General features: G+C 57.6%; 15 protein-coding genes and 3 pseudogenes. 7 read left to right on the top strand and 11 right to left on the bottom strand.

Annotated features, from left to right (window positions below; all coding sequences use genetic code 11):
* Positions 1-330 (top strand): annotated as a pseudogene (locus BLL52_RS18555) (IS1634 family transposase); the annotation flags it as partial.
* Between the two features lie 349 nt (positions 331-679).
* Here BLL52_RS18555 and BLL52_RS18545 read toward each other — a convergent pair.
* From BLL52_RS18545 to BLL52_RS22075, 3 genes are all read right to left on the bottom strand, one after another.
* Positions 680-1,291, bottom strand: coding sequence for an endonuclease NucS domain-containing protein (locus BLL52_RS18545; protein WP_075588127.1), 612 nt, complete (start codon positions 1,289-1,291; stop codon positions 680-682).
* Between the two features lie 114 nt (positions 1,292-1,405).
* Complete coding sequence (locus tag BLL52_RS18540; RefSeq protein ID WP_139313456.1) at positions 1,406-2,002, bottom strand: hypothetical protein; 597 nt, start codon at positions 2,000-2,002, stop codon at positions 1,406-1,408.
* The gene (locus tag BLL52_RS22075; protein WP_420852637.1) at positions 1,897-2,133 is read right to left on the bottom strand and encodes a DUF1010 domain-containing protein; all 237 of its coding nucleotides are present in this window, start codon (positions 2,131-2,133) and stop codon (positions 1,897-1,899) included. Before BLL52_RS22075 ends, BLL52_RS18540 begins: the two co-directional genes overlap by 106 nt.
* Between BLL52_RS22075 and BLL52_RS18535 the strand changes: the two genes are divergently transcribed.
* From BLL52_RS18535 to BLL52_RS18530, 3 genes are read left to right on the top strand one after another with little or no spacing between them, the layout of a single operon-like run.
* Positions 2,074-2,826: a tyrosine-type recombinase/integrase gene (locus tag BLL52_RS18535; protein ID WP_076072253.1), complete on the top strand. Its 753-nt coding sequence runs from the start codon at positions 2,074-2,076 to the stop codon at positions 2,824-2,826. The two genes, BLL52_RS22075 and BLL52_RS18535, sit on opposite strands and share 60 nt — an antisense overlap.
* A gap of 20 nt (positions 2,827-2,846) precedes the next feature.
* Positions 2,847-2,993 (top strand): hypothetical protein, encoded by a 147-nt coding sequence (locus BLL52_RS22070; protein WP_406681905.1) that lies wholly within the window; start codon positions 2,847-2,849, stop codon positions 2,991-2,993.
* Positions 2,990-4,117 carry an IS91 family transposase gene (locus BLL52_RS18530; RefSeq protein WP_075588125.1) on the top strand — a complete coding sequence of 376 codons (1,128 nt, stop codon included), beginning with the start codon at positions 2,990-2,992 and terminating at the stop codon, positions 4,115-4,117. Before BLL52_RS22070 ends, BLL52_RS18530 begins: the two co-directional genes overlap by 4 nt.
* A 287-nt stretch (positions 4,118-4,404) precedes the next feature.
* On the opposite strand, the gene BLL52_RS18525 is transcribed toward BLL52_RS18530, so the two are convergent.
* Complete coding sequence (locus BLL52_RS18525; RefSeq protein ID WP_075588124.1) at positions 4,405-4,935, bottom strand: hypothetical protein; 531 nt, start codon at positions 4,933-4,935, stop codon at positions 4,405-4,407.
* A 96-nt stretch (positions 4,936-5,031) separates the two neighbouring features.
* Positions 5,032-5,406 carry a hypothetical protein gene (locus tag BLL52_RS18520; RefSeq protein WP_075588123.1) on the bottom strand — a complete coding sequence of 125 codons (375 nt, stop codon included), beginning with the start codon at positions 5,404-5,406 and terminating at the stop codon, positions 5,032-5,034.
* 172 nt (positions 5,407-5,578) lie between these two features.
* Here BLL52_RS18520 and BLL52_RS18515 point away from each other — a divergent pair, with 172 nt between their 5' ends.
* Entirely contained in the window at positions 5,579-6,583 is a 1,005-nt protein-coding gene (locus BLL52_RS18515; RefSeq protein ID WP_075588140.1) for an integron integrase, read from the top strand.
* 572 nt (positions 6,584-7,155) lie between these two features.
* On the opposite strand, the pseudogene BLL52_RS18510 reads toward BLL52_RS18515, so the two are convergent.
* Both BLL52_RS18510 and BLL52_RS18505 read right to left on the bottom strand, forming a co-directional pair.
* A pseudogene (locus BLL52_RS18510) lies at positions 7,156-7,343 on the bottom strand (transposase zinc-binding domain-containing protein); the annotation flags it as partial.
* Positions 7,344-7,577: 234 nt separating this feature from the next.
* On the bottom strand, positions 7,578-7,859 hold the full coding sequence (locus BLL52_RS18505; RefSeq protein WP_083634067.1) for a site-specific integrase: 282 nt from the start codon (positions 7,857-7,859) through the stop codon (positions 7,578-7,580).
* 212 nt (positions 7,860-8,071) lie between these two features.
* On the opposite strand from BLL52_RS18505, the pseudogene BLL52_RS18500 reads away from it, so the two are divergent.
* Positions 8,072-8,188, top strand: a pseudogene (locus BLL52_RS18500) (integrase); the annotation flags it as partial.
* 152 nt (positions 8,189-8,340) lie between these two features.
* On the opposite strand, the gene BLL52_RS18495 reads toward BLL52_RS18500, so the two are convergent.
* A complete protein-coding gene (locus BLL52_RS18495; RefSeq protein ID WP_075588121.1) occupies positions 8,341-9,048 on the bottom strand; it encodes a VOC family protein in 708 nt (235 codons plus the stop codon).
* On the bottom strand, positions 9,045-9,764 hold the full coding sequence (locus BLL52_RS18490) for a YebC/PmpR family DNA-binding transcriptional regulator (RefSeq protein WP_075588120.1): 720 nt from the start codon (positions 9,762-9,764) through the stop codon (positions 9,045-9,047). Before BLL52_RS18490 ends, BLL52_RS18495 begins: the two co-directional genes overlap by 4 nt.
* A 179-nt stretch (positions 9,765-9,943) precedes the next feature.
* Here BLL52_RS18490 and BLL52_RS18485 point away from each other — a divergent pair, with 179 nt between their 5' ends.
* Complete coding sequence (locus BLL52_RS18485) at positions 9,944-11,050, top strand: threonine aldolase family protein (RefSeq protein ID WP_241839283.1); 1,107 nt, start codon at positions 9,944-9,946, stop codon at positions 11,048-11,050.
* Positions 11,051-11,203: 153 nt separating this feature from the next.
* On the opposite strand, the gene pbpC is transcribed toward BLL52_RS18485, so the two are convergent.
* A complete protein-coding gene (gene pbpC, locus BLL52_RS18480) occupies positions 11,204-13,435 on the bottom strand; it encodes a penicillin-binding protein 1C (RefSeq protein ID WP_075588118.1) in 2,232 nt (743 codons plus the stop codon).
* A 52-nt stretch (positions 13,436-13,487) separates the two neighbouring features.
* The gene (locus BLL52_RS18475) at positions 13,488-15,299 is read right to left on the bottom strand and encodes an ATP-dependent nuclease (RefSeq protein ID WP_075588117.1); all 1,812 of its coding nucleotides are present in this window, start codon (positions 15,297-15,299) and stop codon (positions 13,488-13,490) included.
* Between the last annotated feature and the right edge of the window lie 28 nt (positions 15,300-15,327).

Genomic DNA, 15,327 nt, shown 5'->3' with positions numbered 1-15,327 from the left:
GAACGGGGATTTCGGGTGCTCAAATCTGACATCGAGATTGGCCCGGTGTACCACCGGCTGCCTCAGCGCATTCGCGCGCATGCACTGATTTGCTTCATGGCGCTAGTGCTGTACCGGGTGATGCGCATGCGCCTGAAAGCTGCGAAGCGATCCGAGTCGCCCAGCACGCTGCTGGAGAGCCTCAAGCGCATTCATCAGCAGACCGTGCAGAGCGGCGATGGCAAAACGCTGGCGGGTTTAACTGAGATCACACCGGCTCAGAAGTCGCTGTTTACCGCACTGGATTTGACACCGCCAACCCCGTCTGACTTGGCTAAGCCTGTTTTGTAGTCTACGCTTTGAAGTCCGTTTCTAATGAAATCAATCACTTGCGTGCAGGAAGTGTCGAACTTGGGTAGCTTGATCAACTCCACCAAAAGTAGGACGCAATTTTGGGAAAACTGTTCGTCGTGCCGCGTCCCGAGCAACTTCACCTACCTCTTGGTGCCCCTTGCTGACGGTGACGGGCTGACGGTCTGTCCCCCCAATGCTGCGTTAGCCGACGTCGCCCAAAAGGGACAACAGCCGTACGATTGAAAGAGTCGGGCTACGGTTTAACGTGGAGGTAACCGGCCTGCGCGGCTTTTTGCGCAGGTCCGGTTGACCGCCGGGTTATTCGACGCATCCTCAACCCCGCTACTCATTTTATTTCCTGAAGAGAAAATGAGACCTGATACTTGACCAGCTTGACGTTTGGCAGTCCCTTGGCTGCGAAGACTACTCGTGGCTCGAATCCTGACGCCACCAGCAATCCTCGAATGGTTGACTCAGCTACCGACAAACAGCCCATGTAGCCCAACAACTGACCAAGAGCGCCGTCTTTTGCTTTTCCAGCTTTCAATTCAATGACCACTAAATTTCCGTTTGAGTCTTTTGCCAGAAGATCAATTCTTCCAGCGTCTGTTTGGAACTCCACTCCATTTGCGACGAGCTTCAGGCCTGGCTCCAACTCATGGACTCTGACGGCAAGATAAGAATGGAGATCTTTTTCTAGGGAAATGCTCGCCTCCATTGCCTCTTCTATGTCGGAATCTTCAAGCTCATGTTCCATATCTCGCTCAGAGGCTTGTCCTGGAACTGCTATTTCTCCCGTCTTGATTTTTGACTTGTACCAAGCGTAGTGAGTTTTTTTCCACTTACTGGCAGGGAAATGTTGTCGGACCAGCGAAGTAAGCTTCTCGTACGAAGGAACGCTCCCTTCAGAAATGTAGGCATCAACTACAAGCTCCTTTATGGTTCTGTACTCGCTCATTTATCGCTCCATAGTTCGGTTGTCCAAGTCACATAACGTGGAGCCAACCGGCGCGCGCGCACGGTGCGGAGACACCGGCACGACGATCGCCGCGCGTCCGGGTTGGGCGCCAGGTTATACGGCATGGTTTCTCAATCGCTCGATGTCCCTGATGTGTTTGTCACTCTGAGCCTCTGCGGATTCCGCCGCCTGTTCCTTCATTTGAATAAGCGATGCGACGGAAGCTAGCCGAACGGGAATGCCGAACAACTTGGCCTCTACAGCGTTGTCAGCGACCTCAGCATATGTGGGGCCACCATTCTTTGGCGTGAGAAGCTCAGCATAATGGTAGTTCTTCAGTGGCACCTGAAGACCGGGACGTATAAAGGATTTGTCGGTGAAGCAGTTCGCATTCAGGCTGGATAGGGTGCCGAGAGCCTGCGCGATGCGCGCCGAATTGTCAGGCGTGGCATTGACAAGAAGATCCATGTCGTTTGCTTGACGGTCGGCGCAATACCACGCCACAGCCAAGCCACCAATCACGACGAATTCCACCCCGCCGTTCACAAAGGCTTGAACGAGCTCTTGGTTCGCTCCGTTATGGATGAGTGTGTCGCCAACTTTGTTCATGCCGTATAACGAACAAAGTAAGCCGCCCGCCGAAGGCGGGTCGGCTTGACTGATAGGTTGGACGAAGCCGCTACGCGGAGTAATTTCCAGCAGCTGCCCCACGATTTATTCTGCAGCCTCACGCCCTCAATACCGAGGCGTGACTTTGCAACCCATCGTGAGGAACTTCCAGCATGGACACCAACACCCCGGACAGCGCCAACGTGCACTTCAATCGGCAATACCAAACGCATCTCAAACACCTCAAACTCAAAGGCCTGCAACCAAAAACCATTGACGCCTACGCCCGCGCCATTCGGCGCATCGGCGACTACTTTGGCCACAGCATCGATTCCCTGAGCGAATCCCAACTCGTCGACTACTTCAGCGATCTCATTGCCTCGCATTCTTGGAGCGCCGTCAAACTCGACCTGTACGGACTGAAGTTCTACACCCTGCATGTGCTGCGCAAACCCTGGGTCATGCCCCATCTTATCAAGCCGCCCAAGGCCTCCCGCCTGCCCGATATCGTCACCGTTGCAGAGGCGCAAGCCCTGTTCGCCGCCACCCGCACCCTGAGCTACCGGGTGTTCTATTTCACGCTGTACAGCCTGGGCCTGCGGTTGAGCGAGGGCTTGGCCTTGAAGGTCAGCGACATTGACGGTGCACGCCATCGCGTGCATATCCGGGATTCAAAGGGCAACCGCGACCGCTTGGTACCACTGCCCGATGCGACGCTGAACGTCTTGCGCAAGTTCTGGCTCGTGCACCGCCACCCCGAGCTGCTGTTTCCTAACCGCGCTGGTGGCTTGGTCGGCGCGCGCAGTGCGTCCAGTCCCTTGGACCGTGGCGGTGTGCAAAAGACCTTGCACCAAGTGACGCTGCAGTGCGGGCTAAAAAAAAGATCACCCCGCATAGCCTGCGCCACAGCTATGCAACGCACCTGATTGAGGCCGGTGTCGATTTATTGGAAGTGCAGAAGATCCTGGGCCATTACTCGATCCTCACCACCGCGCGCTACACCCATCTCACCAGCCACACCAATTCTTCTGCCAGCGTTCGCATCAACACCTTGATGAGCAGCTTCTCACTGCACTGGGGAGTAGTCAAATGATCACGTTGGCATCTGTCATCGAACGCTTTGAGGCTGACTACCTCGCCCAATACGGTGCAACCAGCCGGCTCTGCCACACCAAGGCCCTGGCTGCCATGAAGCGCTGTCGCACCCAATTGGCCCCGCGCATGCTGGCCCAATGCGGCGCCTGTGGCGAGCAGCGCGTGGTGCCGCATTCCTGTGGTCATCGCAACTGTCCGCACTGCCAGCACCATGAGAGCCAGCAATGGATTGAGCGCCAGTTGCAGCGACAAGTGCCAGCGTCCTACTTCATGCTCACGTTCACCGTACCGGCCGAGCTCCGAGAACTGGCTTGGCAACACCAAAGCTGGTTTTACGCCCGATTGTTCGATTGCGCCTGGGAAACCGTCAATGACTTCAGTCACAACGACAAAAAGTTGCAAGGCAAGCCGGGGGCGGTGGCTGTGCTGCACACCCATTCGCGCCGCCTGGACTACCACCCGCATGTGCATCTGGTGATGCCGGCGGCGGCGCTGGATGCCCAAATCAACTTGTGGCGCACCAAGTGCGCCAAGGCCAGCAATGGCTTGAGGCAAGACAAGCGCTACTTGTTCAACCACAAGGCACTGGCCAAGGTGTTTCGGGCCAAGTTGTTGGCCGCCATCAGGCAGGAGGGTTTGGTGCTGCCAGCACGCCTGCCCGAGAAGTGGGTGGTCGACTGCAAGTGTGTGGGCTCGGGCGAGAAGGCGCTGGTCTATCTGGGGCGTTATCTGTACCGGGGGGTGATTCAGGAGAAAGATATTCTGCGCTGCGAAGATGGGCAGGTGAGTTTCAGGTACGTTGACGCCAAGAGCGGCAAGATGCAAGTGCGCACCCTCAGTGGCGCGGCGTTTTTGTGGTTGCTATTGCAGCATGTTCTGCCCAAGGGTTTCAGGCGGGCGCGCAATTTTGGTTTTTTGCATCCGAACAGCAAACGCCTAATTGCGTTGCTGCATCTGGCGCTGCGAATTGTTGCCAGCCCGGTGCAAGCCTGGGTGAAGCCGCGAGCGACTTTGCGCTGCCCGTGCTGTGGCGAAGCGATGCAGATTGTGCGCAGGCGCATCTGCCCATCTGCGCCAGGGCGAGAACCCGATGAGGCACTGTCTGGGGTTGCAATGCTGTAGCTGGCGGCGCCCATTGTCTGGCCGCAACAAGCCGCCTTGGGCTTGCAGGACGTGCTCGCTCAAAAAACCGGTCACAGAGCAATAAAACAGGTCTTCGCCGACCTCGAAAACCATTCGCTGACCACGCCCGCGTTGCAATGACGCTCAAGCGCATCGAATGAAGAGACTCAAATGCCGCTTGGGCGGCAACCCCCGAAAAGATATTTGCAGTAGAAGTCCCGCGCTACGGGCCGGGCTCGTCCAACAACCGGTTCAGATCGTGGCTTCGCACGATCTAACCTTATTCGTTAGGCCGCACTCTTTGTGACGCTCAAATAGGTTGCTAGTAGCGAGTTGACTGCGCGGAATAGCTCTACCTGTGAATGAAGTGATGCTACTTCCTTCTCACCGTGAAAGAGATTGTTGCGGATGCGGTGAGCGATTAAAAGTAGCGCGTGGACGGCGTTGTTCGGGTCGGCGAGCGACGATGAGAGGACTCCATGCACGAGATGCCTCGCACTTTCATTGCTCATCTTCAACGCGTCAAGGTATCGGTGAATGGTCATTCCTTCGCGTTGCGAACGATCCCGGAAGTAGGTCAGGTGTTCCTCAAATGAACTCAGGGTCAGCCTTCCTTTGGCGAACGCATCAAGCACTGTCTTGCCTATCGTGACTGGGTTGGCTTCCTTTCCACAAGCGTCTCGCTCGAATAGGTTCCACATTAGGGAGAACTGAAGTATTGGCTCGAATACCGCGGCATCGACGGGCATCGCAGCGCGGGTGTACTCATTAACCCACGCGAGTGGTTCGAATGTGTTGATGTCAAGTGAAGCGGGCATAGAGTTCTTTGTGCGGCTTAACGTTGGCGCTGTCCGGCACGCAACCCGTGCCGCGCAGCGGCTGCCTTTGGTTGCGTGTCCGCGACGAGCAACCGGTTAGACCTTCTTTGCAGCAAATTTTGCTTCAAGCTCTTTGGCAAGAGTCCAACCGGCGGCCTCTAGCATTACGATCGTAATACTTGGTGCAACCACCTGCCCGAGAAAAGGAATAAATTTTGATAACTCTTTCGTAAGAGTTTTTATTGGCTGCTTCAACAGCGTATTTTTTATTGTTGCGATTGCAAGAGCTTTGGCTGCTTCCTCGGTAAGGCTGCCGCCAAAAACAGCACAAAGACTCATAGTCATTGTTGTCATGGTAATCATGTCCGTTGCTATGCCTAAACCGGGAACTGGAACAGCATTGCCAGCAGCACCAGCAATAGCGTGAGAGTGGATAATTTTGTGGCATTTACTCTCTTGATCTTCAGTCATTGCAAACTCCTTGGTTAAATTGGATTTGAAGGTTTAACGTAATGTATACCGCAAAACTTGCGGATTAATCTGGCTGCTGCGGTTTAATCTGGGCATGAAATTCTCCATAAAGTGGCTTGCACATTGACTTTTCGGTGCATATACGGTGCAAAAACACAGGTATAAAAAAGCCATGAAACCACGCAACCCGCCTTTGCAGTCAGCACGCCTTTTGGATCAGATTCGCGAGCGCATACGGTACATGCACTATAGCCCTAGCACCGAGAAGGTTTACCTGTACTGGGTGCGTTTTTTCATTCGCTGGCATGGTCGGGGTGGGCAGATGCGCCATCCGCGCGACATGGGCGCGCCTGAAGTAGAGGCTTTTTTGAGCATGCTGGCTAATGAGCGCAAGGTGTCGTCCTCCACCCACAACCAAGCCTTGAGTGCCTTGCTGTTTCTTTACCGCGAAGTGTTGACGATAGAGTTGCCGTGGATGGATGAGATCAAGCGGCCAGCCCACACCAAGCGCATTCCCTCGGTGCTGACCAAGGACGAAGTGGCCGGTGTGCTGGCGCATATGGACGGTGTAACCGCATTGCTTGCGCGTCTTCTCTACGGTACTGGCATGCGTTTGATGGAAGGCATGCGCCTGCGCATTAAGGATGTGGACTTTGACCGACATGTGATCATCGTGCGCGAGGCCAAAGGCGGCAAAGACCGGGTGGTGATGTTGCCGCGCTCGCTGGCTCCTGCCATGCGGCAACAGATGCTGGCGGCACGCGCTCAGTGGGAAGCAGACCGGCAGGTGCAGCGCGGTGGGGTTGAGGTGCCACACGCCTTGGAGAGTAAATACCCCAAGGTTGGCTACACATGGGGATGGTTCTGGCTGTTCCCGTCGCCCAAGTTGTCAATCGACCCGCGCAGCGGCGTTGAGCGCAGGCACCATTTGTTTGAGGAGCGATTGCAACGTGCCTTGAAAAAAGCCGTGGCGCTGGCGGACATCGTCAAACCCGTTTCTGTGCACACCTTACGCCATTCATTTGCAACACACCTGCTGCAGGCCGGCACTGACATTCGGACTGTGCAAGAGCTGCTGGGCCACAGCGATGTCAGCACCACCATGATTTATACCCATGTGCTCAAAGTGGCGGCAGGTGGCACGGCATCCCCATTGGATTCACTTTTGCCAATCTAATGACCGGTATCGATGAGCGACTTAACCGGCAACTAGCTGCCAGTAGTTGACCGCCACAGTATTCAAAATACGGTCGTTTTGCTGACACTCTAAAAAAGCAGGCTACGGCCTGTTTTTTGGCTCAAAAGTGGCAACTTACTCGTGGATCATTCAATGTCCAGAAAACGGATGGCTGGAGTAGTGAATACAGTGGCCGATCAAATGGAGTCATGTGTTGGGCCACATTTGGTCGAGTCCCTATTTACAGCCCTCCATGTCCATTGACTCCTTTCGCAGCACACCCGCCATCGTCCGTCCTCTTTGACTTGGAGTTTCATCGTTCGAGCACCCGAAGCGCTCGCCAGCAGGGGATGGGTTGGGGTGGCGGCCGATTTTCTGGGCCTTTGACAGTATGAGGCCGCCGCCCCAACCCATCTTCTGCTAGCCAAAACCGCTGCCTGCCTGGCGCCTTATGACATTCACACAGATCGCCCGCCAATAGCACCGGTTACACGTCAAATCAGCCTCCAGCCCTTATCAGTAAAGCGCAAGAAACTACTATAAATATAGCGCCATCAGGTCGACAAAGGCTTCAGCACCTGCGCCAGACGCGCTTGCAGCCAGGCGTCTTTGGCGCGCGTGCCCCGCACTGCGGGCAGTGCCGGTTGCGACACGAGTGGTATTGCCAGTGGCTGTGGCCACAGGTATCGCAATCCAGGCGCTTGCCGCCCAGTGCTGGCGTGCGACAGGCAACAATGCCCCGCCAAGCTTTGGCCTGTGGGTGCCGCCTTCTTTTGTGATGCCTGCGCAGTGTCGGGCAGCTTGGTAGGCCCGCTGGATGTTTTCTATGGCGGTGGGGGCATTGAGCTGTTTGTTGGGAAACAACCAGTCACCTGGGTTTTGCGGGGGTGGTGCAGGCCATGGGTGTAGCAGTAGCTGCGCAATTGATCCAACAAGCTGGGACTCAAAAGGGTGTAGCGGTCTTTACCGCCTTTGCCACCACAGACGCGAACACTCATGCGGTCAACGCTGCTGTCAATGTCATGCAGGCGCAGCTGGCTGGCTTGGACAGGAAGCGCGCTGCGCAAGCTGCCTGGTTCATGGTGCTGTAGGTCAGATGACGGGTGCTGACCAAGTGCAACAAATAGGCGCTGACTTCGTCTTTGCTCAGCAGTACTGGGCTGCGGTGGTAGTGGCGCGCTATGCGCGAGATGGCCTCGACGTAGCTCTCTTGGGTACGCTCGGCAAAACCTCGTGTGACCATGGCATCGACCATGCGTTGACGTAAGGGTGTCATGACAATCTCCTTCAGAGTCCGGGGAACATTCCCCAGCCTGAAGGCTTGTCCTCATAAGCCTTTTGCGCAAGTCTCGCGCAAAGAAAAACGCGGTGGCGGCCTGCGCGAGACCAGCCACCGCGTCAGCGGTTTAATTCAACGTCAACAACACCAGCCGGGTGTGGAAGTTCCCGATGCCTTGGCCACCAAATACCTTGATTTGGGACTGCGCGGTGCAAGAGCTGCTAGGCCACAGCGATGTCAGCACCACCATGATTTATACCCATGTGCTCAAAATTGCAGCAGGTGGCACGGCATCCCCATTGGCTTCACTTTTGCCAATCCAGTGACCGGTATCGAGGAAGAACGCGACCGGCTACTAGTTGCTGCCGACCGTCGTCGGATAGAAACCTATACCCGCTTCTGAGCGAAACCCGCCCAGCGGGTGGGCGACCATCACCGCTCGTGAAAACCAGCCCATCAAATGAGCTGACCACACACACTACACGCCTTGGCTTTGCAGCGTGAGCGGGCCTTTGGGCGTGTGTAAGATGACAGTGATATTCGCTGGGCCAGTGTCCAGTGCGATACCGGTCAGGCCGATAGCCTCATACGCCGCCTGCAGTTTTGCGGCTGTGGGGTGGGTGACGGCCACACTTTGCAGCGTGACACCGGAGCGCGGCAATGTGTTGCGGGGGTGCAGGCGCAGCGGCTCGGCAGCATCGGGTTTGCCCCACTGGATCAGGCTCGGCAGCGCGCCGTCAAACAAACGCTGACCGTCCTCGCGCACGGTGATTTGCCACTGTAAAACGCCTTTGCGTGAATGTCGGCTGGCGTGCACCGCCGGGCCACGGTCAATGCCGAGCGCCTTGAGCGCGTTGCGTCCGGCCTGAAGGTCGTCGGTCTGAGCCACAAAGTGCACCAGACGTGGCGCAATCGCCACCGCTGCTTGCAGCGCCGCATCATCCACGTCAAACCAGCGTGCAGCCCCCGTTTCGCTTGCCTTTTTAGCTTCTGGATTGATAGCAATTATCTCCAGATACGCCAGCGGATGCGCTGGTGTGGCGATTTTGGCCAGGCGGTTGTGGGTGCCGTATAGCGGGTGGTCGCCGCCGGGGCCGAGGGTGATGCCCAGCGTGGCTTCGCACCATTGAACGCCTTGCGCCAAGGTACGGGCGACGATGACCAGATGGTCTATTTGTGCCTTCATCTTTCAGCCGCCAGACCGACGTAGACGTTTTGCACGTCGTCATTGGCATCAATGGCGGCCAGGAAGGCCTCGACTTCTTCGAGTTGTTCGGCGCTCAGGTTGGCCGGGTTGACCGGGTTTTTGGGCTTGTAGCCCAGCTTGGCCGACAACACCGTAAAGCCTTGCGCGGGCAGGGCGCGGTTGACCAGGTCCAGGTCGGTCGGGTCGGTCAGAAACAGCGTGGTGCCGTCTTCGTCACCCGGTTCCAGGTCTTGCGCGCCAGCTTCGATAGCGGCCATCTCGGGGTCAGCGCCGGGCACAGCAGGTTCGGCTTCAATCATGCCCAAGTGGTCAAAGTCCCAGGCCACCGAGCCAGAGGTGCCCAGCTGGCCCTTGCGAAACAACACGCGCATCTCAGGCGCGGTGCGGTTGACGTTGTCGGTGAGGCATTCAACCATCAATGGCACTTGATGGGGCGCAAAACCTTCGTAAATCACGTGCTCAAAATTGACCGTCTCACCGGTCAGGCCAGCGCCTTTTTTGATGGCCCGGTCGAGCGTGTCTTTGGGCATGGAGGCTTTGCGGGCCTGCTCCACCAGCAGGCGCAGGCGTGAGTTGGCGGCAGGGTCGGCGCCGCTGCGGGCAGCCAGCATGATGTCCTTGGACAGTTTGCCAAATACCCGGCCCCGGGCGTTGGCGGCCAATTCCTTGCCTTTTGCTTTCCACTGCGCACCCATGACTGATCTTCCTTGGCGTTGTTGCGCCCAAGGGCGCGGTTTAAATGTGAGAGGGGGGTTAGGGTAACACCGTGGGGTGCCACAAAGCAGGCCACTACACTTTTGGCATCGTTAGATCAACGGCATGTTGGCCACCACACAAGTACCGCGCAGGAGCCCGGCAGAAAGGGAATGAATCCATGACAGTTTTGAGCATGAATGCCAAAGGCTTATCCGGGGTTGCCCGGCAACAATTTGCCAGCGACAACTATGCCGGCGCTTGTCCCGAGGCGATGCACTGGTTGGCACAGGCCAATGCCAGCGGGCATGAACCCGCCTACGGTGATGACCGCTGGACACAGCGCGCCACCGACATGCTGCGCCAGCTTTTCGACATCGAATGCGATGTGTATTTTGTGTTTAACGGCACCGCGGCCAATTCATTGGCGCTGGCGTCGCTGTGCCAAAGCTACCACTCGGTGATCTGCAGCCCGGTGGCGCATATCGAAACCGATGAGTGCGGCGGGCCCGAGTTTTTCTCCAACGGCTCCAAACTGTTGGTGTGTGAAAGCCAGTCGGCAGCGGCACAGCTGGGCAAACTCACGCCAGACGCCATCAACGCCCTGGTAACCAAGCGCACCGACATTCATTACCCACGGCCCAAGGTGGTGTCGATCACGCAGGCGACGGAAATGGGCACGGTTTACAGCCTAGACGAGGTGCGGGCTATCACGGCGATAGCGCAGAAACACGACTTGCGGGTGCATATGGACGGCGCGCGCTTTGCCAACGCGGTGGCGCATCTGGGTTGCTCGCCGGCCGATATCACCTGGCGCGCTGGTGTGGATGTGTTGTGTTTTGGTGGCACCAAAAACGGCTTGCCGGTGGGTGAAGCGGTGGTGTTTTTTGACCGCAAGATGTCCGAAGACTTTGCCTGGCGCGTCAAACAGGCGGGTCAGTTGGCCTCCAAAATGCGGTTTATCTCAGCGCCCTGGGTTGGCTTGCTGGAAAACGATGTGTGGCTGCACAACGCCCGCCATGCCAATGCGATGGCGCAGCTGTTGTACACCGGTTTACAGGCGATTGCTGGCGTCAGCACCTTGCACCCGCCCGAGGCCAATGGGGTGTTTGCACACCTGCCACCTGAAGCGGTGCAGACCCTGCACGCCATGGGCTGGAAGTTCTACCAGTTCATTGCGGGCGGTGGCTGCCGCTTTATGTGTGCGTGGGACACGGCCCCCGAATCGGTGGCGGCCTTGGTGGCGGATGTGCGCCGGGTCATGGGCGGCTACAGCGCGACGGCCTGAGCCCAGCATGCGCTAACCAACAACCGTTAGTTCTGGCCCGATACCGCAAGGCCTTGAACAAATTTCCCGTCACTGCGAGCGAAGCGCGGCAGTCTATGCCGTCGCAATGCATGGATTGCCTCACTGCGTTCGCAATGACAGTTGTATTTCACACTAACGCTTTTCCAGCACGCCCGCGCCGCGCACCTCAAGCCGGACCTCGTCCAGCACGCGGCCGTGGGCGTCGGCGATTTGCACCACATGGCGCCCAGGCCACGGCAGCCACTGCGCTGTGGCACCCTTTGCAAAGGGTTTACCGTCTATCAGCCAGTTCAAACCGCTGCCGGTGGCGGTGAAGGCGACGCGCTGGTGCTTGGGGGGAATATCGGGGTCCAGCGCAATGATGGTGCCGGTGGTGGGGGCGGTGATGCGGGCATCGGCGTGGCTGGTAGATTTTAAGCCTTTTAGGCCTCTAGCCCTTTCTGAATAAGCGGGAGCAGCTTCTTTATTAATAGCGAAATGCGTTTGCTGCGTGCCTTGGATAAACCACTCCTGGCGGGCCGCCTCCAGTGCCGTGGTGTCGCGAGTATCGGCATCTGGGGCTACAAACTGCACCGGCATGTGAACTACGCCCATCGGTGGTTTGGGTGCGCGGCTGGGCTGGGTTTGGTGCAGGTAATGCATCACTGCAGCCCAGATTGGCGCGGCGCCGCTGGTGCCGCTCACGTCCCACATCGGCGCGCCGCTGGCGTTGCCGACCCACACGCCGACGGTGTAGTGTTGGGAATACCCGAGCGCCCAGTTGTCGCGCATGTCCTTGCTGGTGCCGGTTTTGACAGCGCTCCAGAACCGCGTGGCCAGCATGCTGTCAGACCCAAAGGTGCGTGCGCGTGCCAGCGGGTCGCTCAATATGTCGCTGACGATGAAGGCAGCGCGCGGGTCCAGCGCCGCGCGCATGGCGGGTTTGACGCCTGGAATCAGCGAGGTAGCGCTGGTGCGCCCACCATTGGCCAGCGCGCGGTAGGCATTGGTTAGCGACAGCAGTGACACCTCGGCACTGCCGAGTGCCAGGCTGTAGCCGTAGTAATCACCACTTTCTTTCAAAGGCAGGCCAAGCTTGACCAACTGCTTGTGAAACGCGTCAGGCGACACCATCACCAGCGTGCGCACCGCGGGCACGTTCAGCGAAGCGGCCAACGCGGTGCGCGCCGACACCCAGCCTTTGAACTGGTGGTCGTAGTTTTGCGGAATGTAGAGCCCGCTGTTAGTCTGGATTTGTGCGGCCGAGTCTTCCAGCAGGCTGGCCGCGGTGATGCGCCGCTCGGCAATCGCCTGGGCATACAAAAACGGCTTGAGTGTGCTGCCGGGCTGGCGCAGCGCGGTCACGCCATCCACCTCGGTGGCGTTGCTCAACTCGCCCGACGAGCCCACCCAGGCCAGCACCTGGCCTGTGGCGTTGTCCAGCACCACCAGCGCGCCGTCTTCGACATGGCGGCCACGCAGCTCGCGCAAGTGTTGTTGCAGCGTTTGCACGGCAAGGCGCTGCAGCGGGGCGTGCAAGGTGGTGGTGATTTTGGTTGGCGCGGGTTGACCAGCGGCGCGCAGCACCTGCCGCGCTGCGTGCAGCGCGATGCCCTCGCTGGCCGCAAAGTCGCGTCGCTGCAGCGCGGCTGTGGTGAACAGATCCAGCGCGTCGCAATTCACGGGCGGGTGAACAGATGCGTTGGCGCTGCGCAAAGCTTTGAGTACCTGGCAAGCGCGCTGCGCCACCAGCGCGGGCGCGGCGTTGGGCGCGCGCACCAGCGCGGCAGTCACTGCCGCCTCGCGCTCATCCAGGCCGTGGGCGGCTTTGCCAAACAGCGTCTGGCTCAGCGCATCCACGCCGACCAGTTCCCCCTTGAGCGGCACCAGGTTCAGGTAGGCCTCCAAAATCTGGTCCTTGCGCCAGCTGCGCTCAAGCCCTTGCGCCGACACAACTTGCTGCACTTTTTGAACCACGCTGCGCCCACCTGCGCTGCGTTTCAAGTCAGCATCCAACAAACCCGCCAGCTGCATGGTGATGGTGGATGCGCCGCGTGTTTTGGTGTTCCAAAGATTGGCCCACGCAGCGCCAGAAACTGCTTGCCAGTCCACGCCGCTGTGCTCATAAAAGCGCTTGTCTTCCGACAGCACCAGCGCGGTGCGTAGCGCCGGGGAAATATCTGAGAGCGCCAGCCATTGACCACGCCGCACGCTGGCGTCGGTTCGCACCCGCTGGAGCAGTGCGCCATGGCGGTCAAGGATCAGCGTGTCAGAGGGCTGGTATGCGGCTTTTGTTTGGTCAAAAGTGGCTGCAGCCCAAGTGGAGTCTGCGCAAGTTGCTATTGAAAAAATAGCGAATGCTCTGGCAACAAGCAGGATATTCAAGACAAAGACGGTTTACCTAACCATTCCGATTTGTTGGACTGTTGAAGTTTTATCAGGCATCAGGCGGTCCGTTGGCAGTCATTGGTTTTGCCGCAGATTTGAAAAGGGTGTGTAGCAAATCAAGCTTCTCGATTACTTCTGCAGGAATGGATTTTGGTTCAACAATAGCGACCAAGAGGTGCAGCCCGCCTTTTTTCAGGAGCATGCTGCCACCCACGCGCGCAGCCAAGCGCCGGAAAAATTCTTCGGCCAAAGTGCTAAGTTTGAGTCGCTGTGTTTTGGCCTCCCAGACGATGCGTACCGCCTCAGGCGGCGACTGCTTCCATGCGGCAAAGTCCGCTTGCGTGCCGTCGAACACCTGCTCCAGCACCAAGGCATCCAGCACCTCATCAATTTCTGCCTGAAAACCACCAAACAGTTCCATGTCTGCCAGGTGTTCTAAGGCGTAACGCCGTAAAACAGCTGGCGTCACAAAGTAGTTTTCCGCTTCGTAGCGTTTCCAGTAGGCCAACTGCAAATTGCCTTCAACCGCACCCTGTCTGTCTCGGCCATCGTTGTCAAGCAATGCCAGGCCTTTGAGTTGGGGCAGCAGGCTACTGAGACCTTTGAAGTGATCCCGCGGTGTCACGCCAAAGCCACCTTCTACGCGCTCGAATTCGCTGTCTAGTGATTTGTCGGGGTAATTGTTTTGCACGTAGAACGAATTGATGCGTTCATCCCAAAACGCAGCTACTGGGTGATTGAGTCGTTCGGCTAATGCACGCAGCATGTCCACATCGGTGCCGCCTTCCACATACAGCACATACCCACGCTCTCGGGCCTTGATGTAGTGCTCAGCACCAAAGTGTTTGAGGCTGTTGCGAATGTCTGCCTTGCGCGCTAGATCGTCGGCCTTGCCATCCATCAAAAGCGTCAGGTTGTTGTCCAGCGCTTCGTCCAGAATGACCTCTGAATGCGTCACCATCACCACTTGCGACTGATTTTCTGCAGCAATGTCGCGCAACAACACGTACACCTGCTTTTGCCGCAAGATTTCTAAATGCGCATCGGGTTCGTCCACCAGTAGTACGCTGTGTTTGTGGGAGTACAGATAAGCAAAAATCAGCAGCATTTGCTGAAAGCCACGGCCACTGGAAGACACGTCCAGCGCCTCACGCACGCCGGGTTGCTTATAGCGCATGTCAATCGCGCCGCGTGTGGTTTCCTGTGGCGTGTCGAGCGTCACATCGAATAGTCGGCGCATCAGCGCCACGATGCTCTTCCAGTCGTCGGGCGTATCTTTGGCGACCAGCAGGCACAGATTGCGCAACACCTGCGCGGTTTGACCTTGACCCAGCAAAACGTCAATCCGCCCCGGCTGCAAAACAGGTTCTTCTGTTTCCAACCCAGACATCGGGTGGAGCAGCTCGACATTGATCTTCGCGGCGTGCTGCAAGAACTCCAGATTGGCCACAACCGCATCATCGGGCTTGCAGTACACCAACTCGTCACCTTTATTGGTAAAGCGCATCGGCAAGGCGATGACCTTTCCCTGGAATTCAATTCCAACAGTGATCGTGAACGCAATGTCTTTGGCACCGGTACGCACATTCGTGTTGTGCCAGAAGAACCGGGTACGACGCACTGGCACCGCCACAATGTTCAGTCGGTTTAGTGCCGTAGCGGTTCGCTCTTTGGCGCTTGAGTCCTTGCGTACATCGAACCATGTTTTGACCGCCTGCGACCACAAGGCCAGTGCTTGAATGGCGCTGGTTTTACCGCAGTTGTTCGGGCCAATCAGCACGGCAGGGTGATCGAGTTCAATGCGCTGTTTCTCTCCAAAGCGTTTGAAGTTCTCGATTTCCAGATAATGGAGCAGGCGCATGGCTTAGAGTTTCGTCAGGTCGAAGCAG

Source organism: Rhodoferax antarcticus ANT.BR, from assembly GCF_001938565.1.
GTDB classification, from domain to species: domain Bacteria; phylum Pseudomonadota; class Gammaproteobacteria; order Burkholderiales; family Burkholderiaceae_C; genus Rhodoferax; species Rhodoferax antarcticus.
This window is presented reverse-complemented; position numbering and strand designations above follow the sequence as displayed.

Bases quoted from the DNA above. Each gene is read 5' to 3' on its own strand.
- BLL52_RS18545 (WP_075588127.1), bottom strand. From the start codon at position 1,291: ATGAGCGAGTACAGAACCATAAAGGAGCTTGTAGTTGATGCCTACATT.
- BLL52_RS18535 (WP_076072253.1), top strand. From the start codon at position 2,074: ATGGACACCAACACCCCGGACAGCGCCAACGTGCACTTCAATCGGCAA.
- BLL52_RS22075 (WP_420852637.1), bottom strand. From the start codon at position 2,133: ATGCGTTTGGTATTGCCGATTGAAGTGCACGTTGGCGCTGTCCGGGGT.
- BLL52_RS18530 (WP_075588125.1), top strand. From the start codon at position 2,990: ATGATCACGTTGGCATCTGTCATCGAACGCTTTGAGGCTGACTACCTC.
- BLL52_RS18525 (WP_075588124.1), bottom strand. From the start codon at position 4,935: ATGCCCGCTTCACTTGACATCAACACATTCGAACCACTCGCGTGGGTT.
- BLL52_RS18520 (WP_075588123.1), bottom strand. From the start codon at position 5,406: ATGACTGAAGATCAAGAGAGTAAATGCCACAAAATTATCCACTCTCAC.
- BLL52_RS18515 (WP_075588140.1), top strand. From the start codon at position 5,579: ATGAAACCACGCAACCCGCCTTTGCAGTCAGCACGCCTTTTGGATCAG.
- BLL52_RS18505 (WP_083634067.1), bottom strand. From the start codon at position 7,859: ATGACACCCTTACGTCAACGCATGGTCGATGCCATGGTCACACGAGGT.
- BLL52_RS18495 (WP_075588121.1), bottom strand. From the start codon at position 9,048: ATGAAGGCACAAATAGACCATCTGGTCATCGTCGCCCGTACCTTGGCG.
- BLL52_RS18490 (WP_075588120.1), bottom strand. From the start codon at position 9,764: ATGGGTGCGCAGTGGAAAGCAAAAGGCAAGGAATTGGCCGCCAACGCC.
- BLL52_RS18485 (WP_241839283.1), top strand. From the start codon at position 9,944: ATGACAGTTTTGAGCATGAATGCCAAAGGCTTATCCGGGGTTGCCCGG.
- BLL52_RS18475 (WP_075588117.1), bottom strand. From the start codon at position 15,299: ATGCGCCTGCTCCATTATCTGGAAATCGAGAACTTCAAACGCTTTGGA.